Source organism: Paenibacillus thiaminolyticus, assembly GCF_003591545.1.
Classification (GTDB): domain Bacteria; phylum Bacillota; class Bacilli; order Paenibacillales; family Paenibacillaceae; genus Paenibacillus_B; species Paenibacillus_B thiaminolyticus_A.
In genome coordinates this window covers 1-21,669 of sequence record NZ_QYZD01000047.1, presented here as the reverse complement: position 1 = coordinate 21,669, position 21,669 = coordinate 1, and the positions used below count along the sequence as shown (strand labels likewise).

Genomic DNA, 21,669 nt, shown 5'->3' with positions numbered 1-21,669 from the left:
TAAAAGCGGGCTACTTGAACAACCTCTATTAGCGGTTCATCCAGCCGCCGTCCACGCACAAAATATGACCATTCACGTAATCCGAGGCGGAGGAGGCGAGGAACACGGCAGGACCGGCCAAATCCTCCGGCGTCCCCCAGCGTCCCGCCGGAATCCGGCCCAGAATCTCCGCGCTGCGCTTCTCGTCGTCGCGGAGCTGCTGCGTATTGTCGGTCGCCATATAACCTGGAGCGATCGCGTTGACGTTGACGCCGTGCTTCGCCCATTCATTCGCGAGCGCCTTCGTGATGCCGGCGACCCCATGCTTCGCTGCGGTATACCCGGGCACATTGATGCCGCCCTGGAAGGAGAGCATCGAGGCGATGTTGATGATTTTGCCGGAACCGCGCTGAATCATCAGCTTGCCGAAGGACTGGCACAAATAGAAGACGGCATGCAGATTTAATTGCAGCACCTCATGCCAGTCCGATAACGGATGATCCGCCGCGGGCGTCCGGCGGATGATGCCGGAATTGTTCACCAAGATATCGACCTTGCCTCCGGCAGTCTCCAGGCATTGTGCGACAACGCTTTCAATTCCGTCCAGATCTGTCAGATCGGCTTGAATGAAGGAGGCCTTGATCCCGAGATCCTGCAGCTTCTGCATCGGCTCCTCGCGAACGTTGTGAGAGACGAGAATCAGATCAGCGCCCGCACGGGCCAGACCCTCGGCGATGCCGTAACCGAGGCCGATGCCCCCGCCCGTGACGACGGCGGTGCGGCCCCGTAAATCGAAGATGGATTCCATACCCCTTCCTCCTTGGTAACTGACATATTCGATCGATGGTTGAGTAAAGGACAGGTCCCGGCTGCGCGATTACAAGATGTCCGGGACTCCTGCCGCTATATAGCTCGCCCTCGCTTCCTCGCTCAGGCCGCTGTCGGTGATGACGGCGGTCATGTCCGGCAAGGAGGCGAAGGTCAAAAGCGCCGATTTGCCGAACTTGGTATGATCGACGACTCCGTAGGAATGCTTGGCCGTCTCGATCCAGGCACGCTTCAGATCATACAGCTCGCTCGTGTAGATCGTCAGGCCGTTCTCGGTATGAATTCCGGTGGAAGATACGAACGCTTTCTGAATATTAAGCTTACGGACCAACTGCACCGCCTCGCTGCTGACGAGCAGATTGCGGTTGCGGTATCCGCCGGGAACGACGAGGCGGATGTCGGGCTTCCGGATCAGCTCGGCGATGATGAACAAATCGTTGGTCACGACCGTTAACGATTCATGATCCAGACGCTTCGCCATTTCCAGCGTCGTGCTTCCGCCATCAAGCGCAATGATGTCGTCGGGCTCGATGAGGCGTACGGCTTTCTCTGCAATCTCGGCCTTCTCGCTCAGGTGCCGGCTGTTCGGCGCCTGTACGGGCAGCAGCCCGAGATCGGATATATTCTTCAACACGGCGCCGCCGTGAACGCGGGTAAGCAGGCCTTGCGCTTCAAGCGCTTCGAGATCGGTGCGGATCGTTTTGCCGGTCACATCCAGCTGCTCGCTCAGCTCGTTCACTTTGACTTCTCCCTGTTGAATGAGAAGCTCCATAATTTGTTGATGGCGTTTTACATTGGACATTTTTTTCAAATCCTTTACTTCGTATCCTTTACTTTACTTCAAATCCTTCATATCGACCATATCCATGTCTTCGAATGTCTGATTCTCTCCGGCCATGCCCCAGATGAACGTATAATTGCTCGTGCCGACGCCGCTATGTATCGACCAGCTAGGGGAAATGATCGCTTGCTCGTTCCGAACGACGACGTGGCGCGTCTCTTGCGGCTCGCCCATCAGGTGGAAGACAACACCGTCCTCCGGCATATCGAAATAGAAATAGACTTCGGAGCGGCGATTATGGGTATGGCAAGGCATTGTATTCCACATATTGTTCGGCTTCAGCAGCGTCATGCCCATGACGAGCTGGCAGCTTTGCACGCCGTCTCTATGGATATATTTATAAATGGTGCGCTCGTTGGAGCTCGACAGACTGCCGAGATGCTGTGGCGTTGCCTTGCTGATGGCCACCTTCTTCGTCGGATATGTCTTATGCGCTGGCGTTGAGTTGAAGTAGAAGCGCGCCGGGCGGGCAGCCTCTTTGCTGGTGAATGTCACATCCTTGCTCCCCATGCCGATATAGAGACAGTCGCGCGGCTCCATATCATAGGCAACGCCGTCCACGGTGACGACACCCTCTCCGCCGACATTAATAATTCCGATCTCCCGCCGTTCCAGGAAATAATCGGCGCCCATTTCTTTCTCGTCCGCTTCCAGCTTCACCGTCTTCGTCGTCGGCAGAACGCCCCCGGTAATGTACCGGTCAACATGACTGTACACCATTTGAATCTCATTGTCGATGAACAGCTTTTCGATAAGAAATTCCTCGCGCAGACGGGAAGTGTCATAGCCTTTCGCGCCTTCGGGATGACAAGCGTAACGGATTTCCATGATACGATTTCCTCCTTAAGATAAGTAAAATGATGAGTGCTATCGTTCATAGTATAGCTAAGTGTTCATTTGTGTTCAATTAAATGTTCATATAAGTTTATTTGTCAGGAAATTATATGTTCGTTTTGGAGAAAAATGAACCTTGAATCGAACACAGACACAAAAAACCTTTGCCCGCAGGGGATGAACCCCCGATGGGCAAAGGTATTAGGGCCGATGCTGCCAACTACATCAAATAGTATAGGGCGAAAATGAGCACGAGCGATGCCGCCGTGAACACCAGGATATTGCGGATATCCCGATTAATGACCTTCATATCGGTCTTCAATGGCTGGCCTTGCTTGCCGCTGTTCGCTGCAGGCTTGGCTTGATCTGAGCCGGTTGCCTTCATTTGCCACACCTCCTCGCCGTTTAGGCTGCAGGTCCGGATTCGGACGCTCGCAATCTATTCGGCGAAGACGAAGCGCGAGGTGTACTTCAACGGCCGCAAGAGAAGCCTGCGGTGCAAAATCAGATACGGCACGCGGAACCGGAAGCGCGGAACGGCGCTTCTGGCGAGAAGCAGAAGCAGGTAGAGCATGAACAGAATCTTCCACGTCACGAACTTATGGATCTTCACCACATAATGATGAAGAGAGCCGACAACGGACTGGTAAAGCCGGTCATGCTGATAATAGGCGCTTCTTTCACCCAACTGCAACGGTTCCTCGGGCGCGGAGGGCAGCAGGGAAGAGGCGAACAGGGCGATTACCGAGATGAAGATAACCGCGTAGCGAATCCACGATGGGTACTTATGCTGAATCACTGCCGTCCTCCTCTCCATGCCCCGCCACCTTCTTATGGCCTCGGGCGATCTCTGCTATGAGATTACCATATTGTCATGGAAGGGACAACATGCGGCCTACAGTCCGCCATTCTTGGCATCACCACGCGCCGATGTGGCGGGCCGGAGGCCGAGCGCGCCGCGCTTCAGCCCCGGCAGCAGTACGAAGGCGAAGGTGACGAGCGGCGACAGCCAGAGAAAGAAGGCATAGGGCGCGTAGTCCAGCACCGGCAAGCCGATGGCGCCGGTCATCATCGCGCCGCTGACGCCCCACGGGATTAACGGATTGACCAGGGTGCCGCAATCCTCCAGTGTCCGCGACAGCGTCTTCCGCGGAATGCTCCGCTTGTCATACTCGTCGGCGAACAGTTGGCCCGGAAGCAGGATGGACATGTACTGCTCGCCGGTAATGACATTCACGCCGATGGAGCTCAGACCGCTTGCGATGACGAGCGATTCCTTCTTCCGAATTGGGGCGATGAGGCGCCGGAACAAGGCTGGAATGACTCCGCCATGCTGCAGCAGCCCGCCCATGCCGAACGCGATGGCGATGAGCGCGATCGTCCCGGCCATCGATTGCAAGCCGCCCCGGTTCATGATGCGGGCGGTATCCTCCAGGGCGAAGCTGCCCGAGAATCCATAGTGCATCACGCTAATCCATTGCCGGATATCGAACGCATGCTGAAGCAGCGCGGCCACGGCCAGGCCGGAGCCGATGCCGAGCAGCATCGTCAGCGCGACAGGCACCCGCTTGAACGCAGCGATGAGCACGACGGCCAGCGGGAGCAGCGCCCACGGCGTAATATGGAAGCTCTGTCCGATATCGCGCTGCAATGCTCCCAACGCCTCCATATCGGGGGCGGAAGAGGAGCCGATTAAGGCGAAGGCGATACAGGTAAGAATGAATGCCGGCACGGTCGTCTTCGTCATGTTGCGGATATGATCGGGGATCGATACCCGGGTAACCGCAGAGGCGAAGTTGGTCGTGTCGGACAACGGGGACATTTTGTCTCCGAAGCAGGCGCCGGACACGACCGCTCCCGCCACGATCGCGGGATGGACGCCCATGGAGGCGGCCATGCCGACAAGGGCGACCCCGAACGTGCCGACCGTCGTAAGCGAGCTCCCGACGAACATCGAGACAATTACGGTGAGCACCAGCGCGCTCAGGGTGAACCATTGTGGCTGGAACAGGGACGTGCCGTAGAAGAGCAAGGTTGCCACCGTTCCGCTCATCATCCAGACCCCGATAAGAATGCCGATCAGCGTCAGCAGGAGCGCAGGCTGGACCGATGCCTGCAATCCGCGGACGAAGGCTCGCTCCACTTCGTCCCAGGACCGGCCGAACAGCAGCAGGAGTCCGCCGGCCGCGACCGAGGCGGCAATCAGCGGAATATGCGGCTCTACCCGCCATCCGAGAATCGGAACGATGAGAATCATCAGAATGGAAATGAAGATTGTAACGCTCTGCCCGAACCGAAGCATCTCCTGCTCGGCAGTGTTCGTTGATGAATTCATAATTGACAACTCCTTGATTAATAGGCAGAACAAGCTTAGCGTATGATCGATACGAAAAGGCAACGGCATTATCATGCGAGAACGCATTTTCGCATGGACGCTTACCCGCTTGACTGCGATAAAGCAAAATAAGAATACATAATCTACTTTATCGGGGGTTATCCGGATGGTCAACGGAATTTATTTCCAGAAAAAAGGGTAGCTCAACGAGCTCTACTGCTAACGGCATGAACGAGTGAAAATCAGCGGATAATTTCTGCCAGCGGTAAGGAAAAAGGTCAGTAGAAGCTCCATCCATCAATGGGGGAGAGCGGCTATTATCGATATGCCTTCGGTTTGCGCGGGATCGCTGCGGAGACGGCTGCATAAGCGTTGGCGTGACGGCACAGCGCATGGCTGGGAACAGGGTTCGGGGGGATTCGAATTATTCTTGTTTGCACTGCGCAGGCGGTCCGGCCCGGCACAAGACAAGCAGCGCGTTCCGAAAAACGCGCCGCCTAACCTTAGCCCGATTATGCTCCGCCTTTCACTTCTACGATAAGCTCGATCTCCACCGGTGTATGGAACGGCAAGTCGCTCGTTCCGATCGCGGAGCGGGCATGGCGGCCCGCATCGCCGAATACTTCGATCAGCAGGTCGGAAGCGCCGTTAATAACATAGGGCTGATCCGCGAAGCCCGGAGCGCTGTTCACGAAGGCGAGCATTTTGATCACCTTCGATACATTGTCCAGCGTGCCCAGCTCATGCTTGATGACGGCAAGCTCATTGATAATGACTTGGCGCGCCGCTTCCTGGCCTTGTTCGATCGTCAGATCGGATCCGAGCTTGCCTTCATACATCAAGACGCCGTTAATCCGGCAGTCCATGCCGGATGTATAGACGAGATTCCCCGTGCGCCGGGATGGAATATAGGAGAACTTCGGTTCCCCGACTTCCGGCAGTTCAATCCCCAATTGCTGCAAACGTTGTTCGATTTGTCCCATATCGTTCCTTTCTCCTTCATTGCAAAATGGTAGTAACGATGACATCCGCAGGAGACACCGCGATGCAGACGGGCGATATGCGGCATTTTGTGCGTCTTGGCATGGGGACGCAGCTGGACGCCATTCTTGGCGGCGATGTCTGCCATATGGCGGATGTTCTGCTTCGCCCGTTCCGCATCGATGAGCAAAAAGGGCGTTTCCGCCTCGCGAAGCTCTCCGGCACGGGTTCTCCAGGCGGACGCAATTCGCCGTTCGCGGCGTGTAATCTCATTGGACATGCGTGCTAGCCTCCTTACGGCGCATTATTTCGATGATTTCTTCACTTCATCTAAATAGTTATACAGCGTATACTTCGAGATGCCCAAATAAGCACAAATTTTCTCTCCCGACTTTTTGATGAGGAAGGCACCCTTCTCATCCAGCAGAGCGATCATGCGCATCTTATCCTCCTTCGTCATGACGGCGACCGGCTTGTCGATTCGCTCCTGCGCCTCCTGAATCAGCGTATCGAGCAGATCGTTCACATTGGAGACGAACGATTCCTTCACTTCCGCCTGCAGTCCGGTCATTGTAAGCGATTTAAGCACTTTCTCCGCCAATGTCAACTCCGTAATATCATAATTGATGCACAGCGACCCGATGATGCGTCCTTCGCGGTTGCGCATATACAGCGACGTTGAACGCAGCAGGCGGCCGTCCCGCGTCTGCGTGATGTAATTGATCTTATTGCCGTCCTCGGTGCTGCCGCGCAGCAGCTCCAGCCCGAGGTTGGTGCCGGGATCGCCGACCTTCCGTCCGGTGATGTGCCCGTTCTCGATGGCGACGATGGTCCGATCATAGGGCAGCGTCAGATCGTGCAGCACGACCTCGCATTGATCGCCGAATTGGGCGGCGAGGCCCTTGACCAGCATTTGCAAAAAAGGAAATTCGTCTTGTATCGACTCCACATCGCTCCTCCTTCCAAGCATCGCCCCGCAGGAAACGTTCACGAGGCTGCCTCTATCGTAGCACAATTTATTCCATTCACACACAAAAAGTTTTGTGACCAAACAAATAATTTGGACTTGGGTTTGCAGCAAAATTTGGCATAGTCTGGCAGGTTCATCATTTCATTGCTATACTGAGGCTGCATCTGTCTATTCCTTCTGACTATTGTTCGCGCTTGCAAAAACAGAGGATTAGCAGATGCTTTTCTATTTCGGAGGTTGAGTATTTTAGGATATATATTTAGGATTATTGGATACCCGAAGCACCGGATAGCTCCTATAATGATGATACGAATTACAACTAATCTCATCATTACAAGAGGGGGAAAGAACGAATGAAGAAAATGAAAGCGTTTACTATCGTTGCTGCCGCGGCTCTATTGGTAAGTCTTTTTGCCGGATGCTCGTCACAGGATGGCTCTGGTAAAGACCCTGGTAAAAAGGACGGAAATGTTTTGACCGTCTATACGGCGCGCAGTGAAAGCTTGAACAATGCCGTTATTCCTAATTTTGAACAAGATACCGGAATTAAAGTCGAAGTCATCGTAGCAGGTACGGGAGAGTTGGTAAAGCGTGTCGAGTCCGAGAGAAACAATCCGGTGGGCGACATTCTGTGGGCGGCAGATGAAACGATGCTCAAAAGTAAAGCAGATTTGTTCGAGCAATACGTTTCTCCCGAGGATAAGAATATGATTGAAGAGTTCAGAAATAAGACCGGTTATTTTTCCCCGGCATTTGCGGATCCAACCGTTTTTATCGTGAATACCAATTTAATTGGGGATATCAAGGTGGAAGGGTTTGAGGATCTGTTAAATCCCGAGCTGAAGGGGAAAATCGCATTTGGTGATCCGGCGGCTTCCAGCTCTGCTTTCCAGTCGCTGACCGCTATGCTATATGCCATGGGGAATGGCGATCCGATGTCTGATCAAGCTTGGGAATTTGTTGAAAAGTTTATTGCCAATCTGGATGGAAAAATGTCCTCCAGCTCCGGACAACTGCACAAAAGTGTGGCTGATGGCGAGTATCCAATCGGCTTGACATGGGAGGATCCTGTGGCCAGTTATATGAAAAATGGGGCGCCCGTGGATATTGTCTTCCCGAAGGAAGGGGCCGTGTTCCCGGGTGAATCGGTCCAGATTATCAAAGGGGCGAAGAATCTTGAAAACGCCCAAAAATTTGTAGATTATATGCTTTCAGAAAAAATACAAAATTTAGTAGGCAGTGAGCTTACGGTCAGACCGCTTAGAGAAGGAGCAGAGCTGGCTTCTTACATGGTGCCGACAGAACAGATTGTCTTAGCCCAAAATTTTGATGAAAGCTGGGTGTCCGATCACAAGGATGAGATTACGGCTAAGTTCAACGAATTGCTTGAAAGATCGCTAGATTAACTTGTGTGTTGGATGAAGCTAGGGATTGAGGAGGGGAGCAGATTGAGCGTTGGAATTCAGGTTGACAACGTAGTCAAACGCTTTGAGGATAGAACTATCATCGACGGCTTATCGCTTAATATAAAGGAAGGTGAACTTTTTACACTTTTGGGACCTTCGGGGTGCGGGAAAACAACGTTACTCCGTATGATTATCGGCTTCAACTCGATTGATGATGGAGTCATTAAAATTGATGATCAGGTCGTAAACCATATTCCCGTCAATAAGCGCAACATGGGAATGGTTTTTCAAAATTACGCTATCTTTCCGCATATGTCTGTTAAGGACAATGTCGCTTTTGGCTTGAAGCATAGGAAGCTGCCCAAGGCTGAAATCGAAAATAGAATTCAGGATATTTTAAATGTGGTCAAAATCGAAGAATATAAAGATAGAATGCCGGACAAGCTGTCTGGCGGGCAGCAGCAGCGCGTGGCCTTAGCCAGAGCCTTGGTCATTCATCCTCAAGTATTACTTATGGACGAGCCGCTGTCCAATCTGGATGCCAAATTAAGAATTGAAATGAGAAACGCGATCAAAAGCATCCAGCAGCGGGTAGGGATTACCACGGTATACGTCACTCATGATCAGGAGGAAGCATTGGCGATCTCGGATCGAATTGCGGTAATGAACGGCGGCGTGATTCAGCAAATCGGCACTCCGAAACAGATCTATGAACGTCCGGTAAATGTGTTCGTATCGAAGTTTATCGGGACCTCCAATTTAATAAAAGCAAAGGTAGAAATAGAGGATGGGCAAAAGTGGATCAACTTTGGAAATCGCTATAGAGAAAGCATGCATAACCTGTCCGATCATCTGGCAGACGGGACACAGATTTTCGTATCCGTAAGACCACAGGAGTTTGTCATCGGTTCGGATCAACAAGGTCTTAAAGCGGTTGTGAGAAGCAGCATGTTTTTGGGCGTAAATACGCATTATTTTGCCGAGCTGGCGCACGGCGAGACGGTAGAAGTGATCCAGGATGCCGATATCTCGGACATTATCGCGGATGGAACCGAAATCTATCTGCGAGTGAAAACGAACAAAATCAATATTTTTGATATCGAAAAACAGGAGAGTTTGATCAAAGCGGGTGGCGAATATGGCGGTAAATAAGAAGCGGTTATTTAGCGTCTGGAACCTTTCTTCCATCCTTATCCTAGCTATTTTCCTTCTCTTTATTCTGTTTCCGCTGGTCCTGGTCCTCAAAAAAAGTATCTTTGATCCTTACACGGGTGAACTGACTCTAAGTTACTTTAGCAAATTTTTTGAGAGAAAATTTTACTGGATCACCTTAGTGAACAGCTTTAAAGTCACGCTCGTAACGACGGCGCTGTCAGTAGCCATCGGATTGCCCATCGCCTACGTAATGAGGAAAGTGAAAATTAGGGGAAGCAAATATCTCCAAATTTTAATTATTATTTCGTATCTGTCGCCGCCATTTATCGGGGCTTACGCCTGGATTCAATTGCTCGGCAGGAATGGCGTGATTACGCAATTCATTAATGATTTGTTCCATGTTCAACTGAATGGAATTTACGGATTTCCGGGTATCGTGCTAGTTATGACGTTGCAATCCTTTCCTTTGATCTATATTTATATTTCGGGGGCCTTGCAGAATCTGGATAATTCACTGAATGAAGCCGCTGAGAGTCTCGGGTATTCGGCGGTACAGCGCGTGTTCAAAATTATTGTTCCGTTAATTATGCCTACGGTCTTGGCGAGCGCGTTATTGGTCTTTATGCGTGTCATTGCGGACTTCGGGACGCCGATGCTGATTGGTGAAGGATTCAGGACCATGCCCGTCCTCATCTATACTCAATTTATGAGCGAGGTGGGGGGAGATGACGGATTTGCCGCCGCGCTGTGCGTCCTTATTATCTTGTTAACCATCTGCTTATTTATGGTTCAGCGTATTCTTGCAAGATACTACTCCTATTCGATGAGCGCATTAAAGCCGATGGTTCCTGAGCAAAGTAAAGGGATGAAAAATATAATAGCGCACGGAGCAGTCTACTTTACGGTTCTCTTGGCCATCCTCCCGCAATGCGTGGTTATCTTTACATCCTTCCTGGCAACGAGGGGAGGCCAGGTATTTACGTCCGGATTTTCGTTGAACAGCTATCGGGACATCTTATTTAACAAGGATACCTCAGTTATTTTCAATACGTACCTGATTGGTATCGTGGCGATCGTTATTATTGTGGTTTGCGGCATCATGATTTCCTATTTGACAGTAAGAAAAAGAAATGCCCTGACATCCACCTTGGATACGATCTCGATGTTTCCGTTTATCATTCCGGGCTCGGTGCTGGGGATTGCCTTTCTCTTTGCGTTCAGTCAATCGCCGCTTCTGTTAAGCGGTACGATGTTCATTATGATTATGGCTTTTGCGATTCGGAGAATGCCGTATACGATTCGTTCAAGCACGGCGATTATCAGCCAGATCAGTCCCAGTATTGAAGAAGCGGCTATCAGCTTGGGCGCGTCTGAGACGAAAGCGTTTACAAGGGTGATTGTGCCCATGATGATGCCTGGCGTTATCGCCGGCGCGATAATGAGCTGGATTACCGTCATTAGTGAATTAAGCGCATCGATCATCCTGTACACGAGCAAAACCCAAACGTTAACGGTGTCTGTATATACAGAGGTGATTCGAGGTAATTATGGAAACGCATCAGCCTATTCGACCCTATTAACGCTGACCTCGATCATCTCGCTGTTCCTGTTCTTTAAGCTGACAGGGAAGAAAGATATTAGTGTATAGCAATTCAAGATAAGCCCTTTCCGAAGCTCTCGCTTTACTCCATAGGCTGGCGCGAAGAATCCAAGTATCCCGGTTGCTGGCGCCTGCACAGAATCTTTGGCACAGCATCTTGATGGATGAGATTCCGCTTTGGAGTAAAGCGGGGCAGTCTTTACGTTTCTGTCACAAGCAAGCCATGCAGCAGATGGGGTGGAGAGAAATTATCATTCTAAGAAACGTCAGGTGATGTGAATGATGCAAAAATCCAATAAGTTCAAAGACTATATCAGGAAGACGTTTGTTCGTTCCGGGGCCGTTCTTGTGTTATTGATTTTTGCATTGTTTATACTTTCCTTGCTTCTAACGTGCAGGGAAACCATTGTTCACACGAATCGATCGTATAATGCGGGTCTTAGCCAGCTTATAGAGTCAGAGGTTCAGCACTACTCAGAGGGACTGGACAGGCTGGCTGAGGATTACACGATACGAGCTGTTTTCGAAAATAAAAACGTATTCATTGAAGCGAATCAATTACTTTACCGGTTTGTTAAGGATAGAAAAATAAAAGCAAACTTTGTTCTTTTGGATTATAAGCAAAATATCGTATCCACGAATTTTTATCAAAGCGACCAAGAGATTTTATCCAATAGTTATATGCTCAAGGATTTGTTGTTGAAGCTTCAGGAACAGGAAAATGGAGTTTATGGCGGCATAAATCAATTATCCTTCGAGCAATTTCGGAACTCACCGTACTTGTTGGCCAAGCCGATAACCAGCGGCAATGAAGTACGCGGTTACCTCCTGTTTTTTCTCACGGATCTGGGCGCCTACATTCATCCTAGAGATGCCGATATGATTGTGGTGGCGGATCGCTTTGACAACATTATCTATACCTCACATGACTCGCTAAGAAACGGCATGGGCAAATCCACGATTCCGTACCGGACCGATCAAAAAATAATCGCTATTCATGATTCCTATTACTATATGACAGCGAATGAAACAGGGAATGGGAACTTTCATATTCTGACTATGACCTCCATGAACAGTTTCAAGCAGTTTCTGGTGATAGGAATCGTCATTTTATTGGGTTCAGGCCTGATTCTGCTCGCCTTGATCCATTTAGTCGTGCCGAAGCTCATGAAGCGCAATCTGCAATCCTTTGATTCCTTCATCTCCGCCGTGGATCAATATAAGCAGGGGAACATGGACTACAGGCTTGAAGCGAGAACCTTCGATGAATTTCAAACCATTTATGATGAATTCAATAACATGATGTCTAAGATACAGCTGCTGATGAAGCATAATGATGAAATCGCTGAGAGAAAGAGAAAAATGGAGATTAAGCATTTAGAAAATCAGTTTAATCCGCACTTTGTGTTTAATGTGTTGGAAATGCTGAGGTATGAGATGGTATTTGATGCCAAGAACGCATCGAATATTGTAGTGATGTTTGCTAATTTAATGAGATATTATATCCATTATGGCAATGGAGAAGTCGCGCTCCACACTGATATAGGCTACATGGAAGACTATTTGCGGCTGCAAAAAATGAGATTTAATACAAGGTTAGATTATGAAACGCATATCGATCCGGCCCTTTTGGACTATAAAATACCGAAATTATTATTGCAGCCCATCATTGAAAACAGCATCAAGCATGGAATTGAGCATACGAAGCATTTATTGATCCGGATTACGATTAGACAAGTCGGGGATGACATTGAAATCGCAGTCGAGGATGACGGACAAGGGATGGAGGAGAAGAGGCTCGATTATATACGAAAGTTATTAGACGATAAGGATGCCATGCCAGAGCATGTCGGATTATACAACTCCCATCGAGTGATACAGCTTTTATACGGACCGTCTTACGGGCTTTCCATACAGAGCACACAAGGCGCCGGGACAACAGTGATAGCGAGAATCCCTTATATAGGAGATGTGAGCAATGTATAAGGTATTAATCGTTGAAGATGAGGATATTATTCGAAATGGTCTGACCTATATGGTGGACTGGCCGAAGCTGAATTGTATCGTTGTTGGAAGAGCGGCCGACGGAATCGAGGGCTTGGCCAAAATAAAGGAGCTGCAGCCGGATATTGTCATTACCGACGTGAGAATGCCTTTTCAGGATGGAATCCAAATGTTAAAGCAAAGTAAAGCAGCGCATGACTATGAAGCAATCATTATCTCCGGATATAGCGAGTTCGAATATGCCCAGCAAGCGATATCGCTATCCGTAAGCGAATATCTGTTGAAGCCGATTGACTTTGACAAATTAAATGCGGCGATGGTCAAGATCATCGCCAAAATACAATTAAAACGACAGCGCCATAACGAGAAAAAGTCCTTTGAAGAGCTAAATTTGTACAATGAATTATTGGATATTCAATACCTTGAAGTTCGAAGTAATAAAACGAAATATGTAGACAGCATGATTGAATATATCAAGCTGCATTATTCACAAAAAATTTCTATCAATGATCTTAGCGCCAGCCTTCATATTTCAACGGTATATCTATACTCCAAATTTAAAGAGGAGACAAATTACACGTTCAATGATTTTCTTAACAGATACAGGATGCTCAAGGCCATTGAATTGCTGAAGCAGGGGGATCTCTTAGTCTATGAAATCGCGGAACGGGTTGGTTTCCAAGATTATAAATATTTTAGTCAGGTGTTCAAGAAATATATTGGGCACTCTCCAACAAGCTTTCTGGAGCAATCGATGTAGCTCCCCCTGTGTGACAACCTTCATTTCCATTGCACTCCGCGCCAGCCGGCCGTCTTCCGTTGCTCGACCCAATGAATCCGAGATCGGTAACAGATATTTTGGCTTGGCAACTCGCTCACATCGTTGATATACTGAACGGGCATCTGCCTCTCCTCTTGTGGACTGGCAGATGCTTTTCCATATTATCTCGCCATTGATTTCGTCAAGCTCTGATTGCAGCTGTGAATCGCATCTATTGCTGAGCTTAACCCGAGAGAGGGGGAATGTTATGCGCTGGATGACCCGATCGCTGCACCGCAAATTATCGATCCTGCTGATCGCCTGCATCATCATCCCTGTGCTGCTGCTCGGCTACGTCTCCTACCGGACGGCATGGTCGATTAGCGAAGAGAAGAGCAAGCAGGCTAGCCTCAATACGCTGCGGCAGATCAGCGCCATTTTGGAAACGATCGCCCAGGACGTAGAGAACATGTCGGTATTTTTGATCGGACAGCATGACGTCCAGCAATATTTGGCCAAGGACCGGGCAAGCGCCAACGATTATTTGCGCATGGTCGGTTTTTTGACGAACCTTGCCTTTTCCAAAAGCTACATCGCAGACATCCGCATCATCCCGCTGAACGGCAACCCTGAGCTGTCCAATACGACGGTGCTGTCCGCTCATCTGTTCGGGCAGGCCCCGTCCGACGAGGCGTATTGGCAGGAACACCCCGTCTGGTGGTCGCCGCCGACGCTCAGCGACACGACGCTGGGCCAGAAGCGGACGGTCTCGCTCGTGCGTCCGATCCGCAATATGAATAATTTCGACAAGCTCGGCATGCTGTCGATCGGCATTGACGGTGACGCGCTTGCCGAGCGGCTGCGTGAGGCGGCGGTGGATGGCGGGGGCAGTCTGTTCTTGCTGGATGCAGACGGCAATATCGTCGCCGCCAACGCCGATCCGGACGCGGCTGAGCAGTGGCCCGTGAAGCTGAGGGCCCTTGCCCAGCAGGAGGCGCTTGCCGGCACCGCGCGCTTCTCGGAGATGGGGGAGGGCCGCGATCGCCACTTTGTCGTGTCGATGTCCGTGCCGATCGCCCCGTGGAGCGTATATGCGCTTATTCCCTATCAGACTTTCAGCGCCCAGAACAGCTATCTGCTCCAATTCACGGCCGTGACAGTCGCGATTGTGATTGCGGTGATTGCCGCCGTGGCCGCTTATGTCGTCAAGCGGGTGACGAAGCCAATCATACGGCTCGCCCGATCGATCGGCGCCGTGCAGCCGGAACGGCCGTTCCAGCCGCTGCCGCAGACGTCCAGCGACGAGATCGGAATGCTCGTGCACAGCTACAACCAATTGAGCGACAATATCCGCCGCCTGACCGAGCAGGTGAAGGAGAACGAGGCCCGGAAAAAGGAAGCGGATCTGCTGGCCCTCCAGGCGCAAATCCATCCGCATTTTTTGTACAACACCTTGTCATCGGTACAATGGATGGCCTACATGGAAGGGAACAGCCGCATTGCCAGTCTCGTCGGCGCGCTTGGAGATTTCCTGCGCTTCAGCCTGAACCGGGGCCTGGAGACCTGTTCGCTGGAACAGGAGACCGAGCATGTGGCGAATTACTTGGAGATCCAATCGGTACGTTATCCCGGGCGTTTCGATTATCGCATTCATTTGCCGGAGGAGCTGAAGGCATTTACGATGCTCAAGCTGCTGCTGCAGCCTCTCGTTGAAAACGCTATCACTCATGGTCTGCTTTCGGCCTACCCGGCATCGGGAGGCAGCCTGCTCATTGCGATTATCATGGCCGACAGCGGCCGGGTCCGATTCACGGTGCAGGATAACGGCGGCGGTATCGCCCCGGAAGAGCTGGAACGGGTCAGGGAGCGGCTATGCGCCACGGAGCCGGCCGCAGCGAATGCCGACGCATCCCGTTCGGGAGGCAGCGGATACGGTCTGTTCAATGTTCAGCGCCGTCTGCTTCTCCATTACGGAACCGGAGCGGAGCTGCATATTGAGAGCCGGCCAGGGGAAGGGACAGCGGTCTCCTTTTCCATCCCGGCGGACCGAAGCAGTCGATGAATTACGCGCAAAGGGGGAGTTTTCCGTGAAAGTATTGATTGTTGACGATGAAGTCATCATCCGGACGGGGCTGGCCCAAGTCATTCCATGGAACGAGCTTGGCTTCGAGGTGCTGCCGCCCTGCGCCTCCGCCGAGGAGGCGATGGAGGTAATCGGAACGGAGAAGCCGCATCTTGTGCTGACGGACATCCGGATGACCGGAGCCGACGGGATCGCCCTGGCGGCCCATATCCGCGAGGTCAGCCCGCGAACGGAGACGCTGATATTGACCGGCTACGACGATTTCCATTACGCCCAGCGGGCGCTGCGGGAAGGAGTATGCGATTATTTGCTCAAAACGAGCCGCCCGGACGATATCGTGAAGGCGGCGCTGCGGGCAAAGGCGCGCCTCCTGGAGAAGCGGGACGCGGCGATGCATGCTTCGGCGAAGGAGATGTCCCACCGGGAGCGCCAGGTGCTGAAGCTGCTGACCGAGCCGCTGCCTGCGGAAGACTGCCGCCGGATCGCCGCCGAATTGTTCCGCCGTGACGGCGCCCCGCAGAGAAGCGAAAGCGATGCAGCATCGTATGAGGCGGCCATCATCGATGCGACTTCGTATGAGACTGCGGTCATCGATGCGGCTGGCTGGGGCGAAGCCCGGCACGGGCTGCTCCTGTTCGCGGCCGGCAATCTGCTGGCCGAGCTGCTTGGCAGCCTGGTCGTCCGGCACGATCAGCGGCTGCTGGCGCTTCGCCGGACGAAGCCGGTCCCCGGCCGACTGCCATGCGGCTGGGACGAGGCGCTCCGCCGGACGGAGCAGCTCCTCAAGTGCCGGCTCTTCGCCGGAATCGGCGGAGCCGCCGCGGATGCCGCGGACATCGGCCGCTCCTGCCGGGAAGCAGGCAGAGCCGGTCGCTTCCGCTGGTTCGCGGCCGGCCGCCGCCTGCTTCATTATGAGGAGACGGCGGCGCGCGAAGGCCGTCCGTCGATCTGCTCGGCGCAGGAGGAGGACGGCCTGCTGCAGGCGCTGTCCTCCGGCCGGCCGGAGCGATTGCGCCGTTGGATTGGGGAGCGGGTGAAGGAGCTGATCGCGCATCCGCATGCGACGCCGGAGTCTATCCGCTCCTATGGGCAATCCGCCTTGATCGCGGCGGAGCGTTGGCTGGAGCGGTGCGCGCAAGCCGCCGCGCCGCTGAACCGGCCGGCAGCGGAGGCGTGGGATGGCTGGAGCTGGCAGCCGCATGCGCTCGCCGACCCCGCGTCCGCCGAGCCCGAGCAATGGGAAGGCTCGCTCTTCGCCGCACTGCAGGAGGCGATGCAAATCTATCGGGACCGATATGCAAACGATGCGGTCCCTTATGTCTCGCAGGCGATGCGTTATATCCGGGAGACTGCCGACGGAAGCCTGACGCTGCACCATGTCGCCAGCGTGGTGAATGTCCACCCGAATCATCTAAGCGATAAGTTCAAGCAGGAGACGGGCATGAACTATATCGAGTACGTTACCCAAGCCCGCATCGCCCGGGCATGCCGCCTGCTGCAGGACGGATCGGCGCTGGTGTCGGATATCGCCCGGATGGTCGGGTATGAGGATTTGAAATATTTTTCCCAGCTGTTCAAAAAGCATATGGGCTGCACTCCCTCCGAATACCGGAGCAGCCGGAGCGGCGGAGCTGCAGGCGGGTCGGACTGCGTCTCTGCACGTTTAGGGTCGGGAAAGGGCACCCGGAGATGGTGAACACGGGGACAGGGTGCCTTTTCCGGTCGAACGTAGCCGAACGGCCTGGCTTCACAACAATCGGCGAAAAGATTCCCCCCTGCCGCTTAACTTCTTCCCTCACTAGTGAAGGAAGCGCTTTTGTATACTGGACGTACGCAGAGCGGTCCGGGCGGAAGCGCACTCCCTCTGCCGGCTTTTAGCGATTCGAATTGCTAACAACGATAGATATTTGCGATTCGATTGCTCACAACGATAGATAATTGGAGGGGTTGTTCGATGCGTACACGATGGATGACGATGCTTGTTGTGCTGTTGGCTGTCTCCTTGCTCTCCGCATGCGGTTCAGGGGGAGGCACGGATGCCGGGCAGAGCCGACCCGGTGGCGAGGCGAAGGAGGGGATCGGCGCAGACAAGGTGAAGCTCTCCCTATGGCATAACTTCACGGGAGACGATCTTCGCGCCACAGCGATGCGCGACAGCATCGAGACATACCAGCAGGAGCACCCGGATATCGTGCTCGATATTCAAGCCATTCCACCGGACGGCTACAAAACACGCTTGAAGACGGTAGCGGCTGCCAATGAGATGCCGGATGTCTTCCTGATGTGGCCGGGCATGATGACGAAGGAATTCCATGGCGGGGGCTTGATTCAGCCGATTGACGATCTGCTTGACAGCAAGGCGGATTGGAAGAGCGGCTTCCTCCCTGGGTCTTTCGACGATTTTACGATTGACGGCAGCATTTACAGCGCTCCGATGGGATTGTCGCCGACTTCGATTCTTTATTATAACGAGGAAATATTGAGTCGCCACGGCTTGCAGGTGCCGAAGACGTGGGATGAGCTGCTCGCGGCCGTGAAGACGCTGAGTGATAACAAGGTAACGCCGATTGCGCTAGGCAACAAGGCGGCCTGGCTCGCCCAGTCGAGCATTATCAGCTCGCTTGCGGACCGGGTGACCGGAACGGAATGGTTCCTGAAGGCCGCGAATCAGGACGGAGCCAAGTTCACGGATCCGGAATTCGTGCGGGCGCTGGAGCTGCTGCAACAGCTGAAGCAGGCAGGGGCGTTCCAGATTGGCTTCAACAGCATCGATAATACTCAGATGGAAATGATGTTCGCGCAAGGCCAGGCCGCGATGATGATCGACGGCGGCTGGGCGTTGACGAATCTGTCGGCCAATGCGTCGCCGGAAGCGCTCAAAAGCATGGGCGCGACAGTGCTGCCTTCAGTCCCAGACGGCAAGGGCGACCCGAATTCAACCTCCGGCGTTGTCGGCGTCGGGCTCGGTCTGAGCGCCAAGGTCGATGGCAAGCGCAAAGAAGCTGCCTATGAGCTGATCTACGCCTTGTCCGGACCAGAGGCGCAGAAGCGCACATTGGAAGCGAATCAACTGGTCAGCTACAAGCTGGATCTCGATGAGGGCACCGTGTCGCCGCTGTTTGCCCAAGTATACCGGCTTGTCAATAAAGTCAAGCGGACGCCGGTCTATGACGCCGTCATGACGAGCGCAGGCGCTGATGCCGTCAATAATGGGCTGCAGGAATTGCTGATGGGCGGCAATCCGGAGGAGATCGCCCGCAAGATTCAGGAAGCACAGGCGAAGTCGCTCGTCCGCTGACATGCCGCACGCCGCCACGCGTTGCCCCTGACCATCTGGCCAGCCGCGGGCGATGCAGGCCAGGCAGGGGGGGCGGCGGCTTCAACACCAAGGAGAGGAGGCTGAGTCGAATGCGCGCGCATGCAGGGGTAAGCAAGCGGATATTTATTGCGGCGGGACTGGCGCCGTCGCTTCTCATTTATGCCCTATTCGTCATTGTCCCGATATTCTGGTCGGCTTACTACGGCTTTTTTGATTGGAAAGGAATCGGCGAGATGCGCTTCACCGGCTTTGCCAACTTCGTCGAGGCGATGCGAGATCCGGTATTCTGGCTCTCGTTCCGCAACAACATGGTTATTGTAGGGGCTTCCGTCTTCGGCCAAGTCCCGATCGCATTGCTGCTCGCTCTGCTGCTGAAGCGGGGAACCTGGTTCCAGCGCTTCGTCCGCTCGGCGGTATTCATTCCGATGGTGCTGTCCTCGGTCGTCATCGGGATTATATGGACGAATATATATCACCCGCAGACCGGGCTGGTGAATGCGGCGCTCGATGCGATCGGGCTGTCCGATTGGAAGCGGGCCTGGCTGTCGGAGCCGGACATCGCTATCTGGATGATCGCAATCCCCGTCATTTGGAACTATATCGGGCCGTATCTGATTATGTTCCTTGCCGCTCTGCACAGCATCCCGTCCGAGCTGGACGATGCGGCCGAGCTGGACGGAGCGCGGGGAATGCGCAAGCTGGCGTCACTGACGCTGCCCATGATCTGGGATACGTTCAAGGTGGCGATCGTGCTGTGCATCTCTGGAAGTCTGAAGGCGTTCGACCTGATTTATGTCATGACGAACGGTGGGCCGGCCCATGCCACAGAGTTGCTCGCATCGTACATGTATAACAGCACCTTCACCGTCTACCGCTTCGGATATGGCAGCGCGGTCTCTACCCTCATCGTCATCATCAGCTTGCTGCTCGTCGCGGGTTCACAGCGGCTGATGCGTCGGGAACCGCATTAGCATCCGAGGAATGGACAGGAAGGAGGAATCGATATGGCATCATTGATAACCGCATCTGCACAAGGGAACGCAGTCCGCGCTGCAGGCTCGCGCAAAGGGTCGCGTGCGCTCCGGCTCCTCGTGAACGCCGGCTTGGCCATTTATGCGCTCGTCACGCTGTATCCGCTTATCTGGCTCTATCTTAGCGCCTTCAAGACGAACGAGGAGTTTTTCGCCCATCCCTTCGGACTGCCGACCTCATGGCAGTGGCACAATTTTGTGCGGGCATGGGAAGTGTCGGGGATGGGGCGCTCCATGTGGAACTCCTTGTTCGTCACGACGATATCATTGGCGGCCACCTTGCTTCTCGGAGCGCTGGCGGCTTACATTTTGGCACGGTTCCGGTTCAAGGGGCGCAGTCTGCTGCAGGGCTTGTTCGTGCTCGGCATGCTGATACCGGTTCACAGTACGCTTGTTCCGCTCTTCATCATGATGAACAAGCTGGGTATTCTGAACACGCATGCGGCGCTTATCTTCCCTTATACCGCCTTTGAACTGCCGATTGCCATTTTCATCGTGGCTGCCTATCTGGCCAATATGCCGAAAGAAATAGAAGAAGCGGCGCATGTGGACGGCTGCGGATACATGGGGATCTTCGCCCGGATCATACTTCCCGTCTCGCTCCCGGCGCTCTCCACTGTCGCGATACTCGGCTTTCTTCGCTTCTGGAACGACTTCGCGTTCGCGCTCGTATTCATCAACAGCCCGGGGCTGAAGACGCTGCCGCTCAGCCTATCCGTCTTCGCTACAGGCTACTCGACGGACTACAAGCTAACGATGGCCGCCCTCGGCATGGCCGCACTGCCGACAATCCTGATCTACATCCTGTTCCAGGAACAGGTCATGAAAGGGATGGCTGCAGGCGCCGTGAAAGGGTAAACCTCTTAAAAAGCGAGAGGACGAAGCATCCGGATAAGCTCCAAACAACGGGCCAGCATCGAGAAACCCCCGAGAAACAGACGAACTGAAGCAATCGGAGGCCGATGATTGACAGATAGGGCCTTCATCGCTGGAACAAAACAAGAAAGCCGGCACCAATAGAAGCAGTTCATGTGAGCTCCAAAGGTCGCCGGCTAAAATGAATCGAAGAGAAACTTGCGTCACTTGCGCTTAAAGGACAGTATCCCCTTGGCGCAGGAAATGGAGATGTATCGTTGTCTGCCGGGCATAAGAGCAATATCCCCTTAGCGCAGGATACTGGAGTGTGTACGGCTTTTCCTTTCTTATGAACAATATCCCCGCCACGCAGGTAACTGAAGTATGTTCGTAAAGTTCAGAAGAAATTCCACTTAAAGAGATGAACTGGATAACTGAGGAGATTGTTGGATGAACCAATGCAGTTCGTTGAGAGTCTCAGTTCTAATGAAGTTGGTAGAAACTAGCGAGACTTTTTCTGAGTAGTTGGAAGAGTAAGCATCAAGGATTCGGAGCACCTGACTAGCCGGGAGACCGAGCAAAAGGCGAAACGGAGCCCCTGACTGAATGGGAGGCCGAGCAAAAGGCAAGATGGAGTTCCTGACTAAATGGGAGATCGAACAAAAGGCGAGTTGGAGCCCCTGACTGA

The 21,669-nt window shown here is 53.0% G+C and carries 19 protein-coding genes; 11 read left to right on the top strand and 8 right to left on the bottom strand.

The genetic code is table 11. The features are described from left to right. Positions 1 to 28 precede the first annotated feature (28 nt). The 7 genes from kduD to DQX05_RS27595 form a co-directional block, all read right to left on the bottom strand. Positions 29 to 787, bottom strand: a complete 759-nt coding sequence (gene kduD, locus DQX05_RS27620; RefSeq protein ID WP_119796492.1) for a 2-dehydro-3-deoxy-D-gluconate 5-dehydrogenase KduD — start codon at positions 785 to 787, stop codon at positions 29 to 31. A gap of 69 nt (positions 788 to 856) precedes the next feature. Next, on the bottom strand, positions 857 to 1,609 hold the full coding sequence (locus tag DQX05_RS27615) for a DeoR/GlpR family DNA-binding transcription regulator (RefSeq protein WP_119796491.1): 753 nt from the start codon (positions 1,607 to 1,609) through the stop codon (positions 857 to 859). Positions 1,610 to 1,642: 33 nt separating this feature from the next. Further along, entirely contained in the window at positions 1,643 to 2,476 is an 834-nt protein-coding gene (gene kduI / locus DQX05_RS27610) for a 5-dehydro-4-deoxy-D-glucuronate isomerase (protein WP_119796490.1), read from the bottom strand. Positions 2,477 to 2,702: 226 nt separating this feature from the next. Continuing rightward, positions 2,703 to 2,867, bottom strand: coding sequence for a hypothetical protein (locus DQX05_RS31200; protein ID WP_182914936.1), 165 nt, complete (start codon positions 2,865 to 2,867; stop codon positions 2,703 to 2,705). 54 nt (positions 2,868 to 2,921) lie between these two features. Continuing rightward, a complete protein-coding gene (locus tag DQX05_RS27605) occupies positions 2,922 to 3,281 on the bottom strand; it encodes a hypothetical protein (RefSeq protein WP_119796489.1) in 360 nt (119 codons plus the stop codon). 96 nt (positions 3,282 to 3,377) lie between these two features. After that, the gene (gene nhaC / locus DQX05_RS27600) at positions 3,378 to 4,817 is read right to left on the bottom strand and encodes a Na+/H+ antiporter NhaC (RefSeq protein ID WP_119796488.1); all 1,440 of its coding nucleotides are present in this window, start codon (positions 4,815 to 4,817) and stop codon (positions 3,378 to 3,380) included. 512 nt (positions 4,818 to 5,329) lie between these two features. Next, positions 5,330 to 5,800: a RidA family protein gene (locus DQX05_RS27595; protein ID WP_119796487.1), complete on the bottom strand. Its 471-nt coding sequence runs from the start codon at positions 5,798 to 5,800 to the stop codon at positions 5,330 to 5,332. A gap of 62 nt (positions 5,801 to 5,862) precedes the next feature. Between DQX05_RS27595 and DQX05_RS31195 the strand changes: the two genes are divergently transcribed. Then, entirely contained in the window at positions 5,863 to 6,087 is a 225-nt protein-coding gene (locus DQX05_RS31195) for a hypothetical protein (RefSeq protein WP_182914935.1), read from the top strand. 15 nt (positions 6,088 to 6,102) lie between these two features. Here the strand turns inward: DQX05_RS31195 and DQX05_RS27585 are convergent, their stop codons facing one another. Next, entirely contained in the window at positions 6,103 to 6,747 is a 645-nt protein-coding gene (locus tag DQX05_RS27585; RefSeq protein WP_119796486.1) for a helix-turn-helix transcriptional regulator, read from the bottom strand. 374 nt (positions 6,748 to 7,121) lie between these two features. Here DQX05_RS27585 and DQX05_RS27580 point away from each other — a divergent pair, with 374 nt between their 5' ends. From DQX05_RS27580 to DQX05_RS27535, 10 genes are all read left to right on the top strand, one after another. Then, a complete protein-coding gene (locus DQX05_RS27580; RefSeq protein ID WP_119796485.1) occupies positions 7,122 to 8,174 on the top strand; it encodes an extracellular solute-binding protein in 1,053 nt (350 codons plus the stop codon). 42 nt (positions 8,175 to 8,216) lie between these two features. Further along, positions 8,217 to 9,326, top strand: a complete 1,110-nt coding sequence (locus tag DQX05_RS27575) for an ABC transporter ATP-binding protein (protein WP_119796484.1) — start codon at positions 8,217 to 8,219, stop codon at positions 9,324 to 9,326. After that, positions 9,313 to 10,977, top strand: a complete 1,665-nt coding sequence (locus DQX05_RS27570; RefSeq protein WP_119796483.1) for an ABC transporter permease — start codon at positions 9,313 to 9,315, stop codon at positions 10,975 to 10,977. The genes DQX05_RS27575 and DQX05_RS27570 overlap by 14 nt, the downstream gene beginning before the upstream one ends. A 231-nt stretch (positions 10,978 to 11,208) precedes the next feature. Further along, positions 11,209 to 12,915, top strand: coding sequence for a sensor histidine kinase (locus DQX05_RS27565; RefSeq protein ID WP_119796482.1), 1,707 nt, complete (start codon positions 11,209 to 11,211; stop codon positions 12,913 to 12,915). Then, positions 12,908 to 13,693 (top strand): response regulator transcription factor, encoded by a 786-nt coding sequence (locus tag DQX05_RS27560; RefSeq protein WP_119796481.1) that lies wholly within the window; start codon positions 12,908 to 12,910, stop codon positions 13,691 to 13,693. Before DQX05_RS27565 ends, DQX05_RS27560 begins: the two co-directional genes overlap by 8 nt. A gap of 268 nt (positions 13,694 to 13,961) precedes the next feature. Next, positions 13,962 to 15,755, top strand: a complete 1,794-nt coding sequence (locus tag DQX05_RS27555) for a cache domain-containing sensor histidine kinase (protein ID WP_119796480.1) — start codon at positions 13,962 to 13,964, stop codon at positions 15,753 to 15,755. A gap of 25 nt (positions 15,756 to 15,780) precedes the next feature. Next, positions 15,781 to 17,472, top strand: coding sequence for a response regulator transcription factor (locus DQX05_RS27550; protein WP_119796479.1), 1,692 nt, complete (start codon positions 15,781 to 15,783; stop codon positions 17,470 to 17,472). 258 nt (positions 17,473 to 17,730) lie between these two features. Continuing rightward, positions 17,731 to 19,074, top strand: coding sequence for an extracellular solute-binding protein (locus DQX05_RS27545; RefSeq protein ID WP_119796478.1), 1,344 nt, complete (start codon positions 17,731 to 17,733; stop codon positions 19,072 to 19,074). Between the two features lie 110 nt (positions 19,075 to 19,184). Further along, positions 19,185 to 20,066, top strand: coding sequence for a carbohydrate ABC transporter permease (locus DQX05_RS27540; protein WP_119796477.1), 882 nt, complete (start codon positions 19,185 to 19,187; stop codon positions 20,064 to 20,066). Between the two features lie 33 nt (positions 20,067 to 20,099). Further along, the gene (locus DQX05_RS27535) at positions 20,100 to 20,984 is read left to right on the top strand and encodes a carbohydrate ABC transporter permease (RefSeq protein WP_119796476.1); all 885 of its coding nucleotides are present in this window, start codon (positions 20,100 to 20,102) and stop codon (positions 20,982 to 20,984) included. Positions 20,985 to 21,669: the final 685 nt, after the last annotated feature.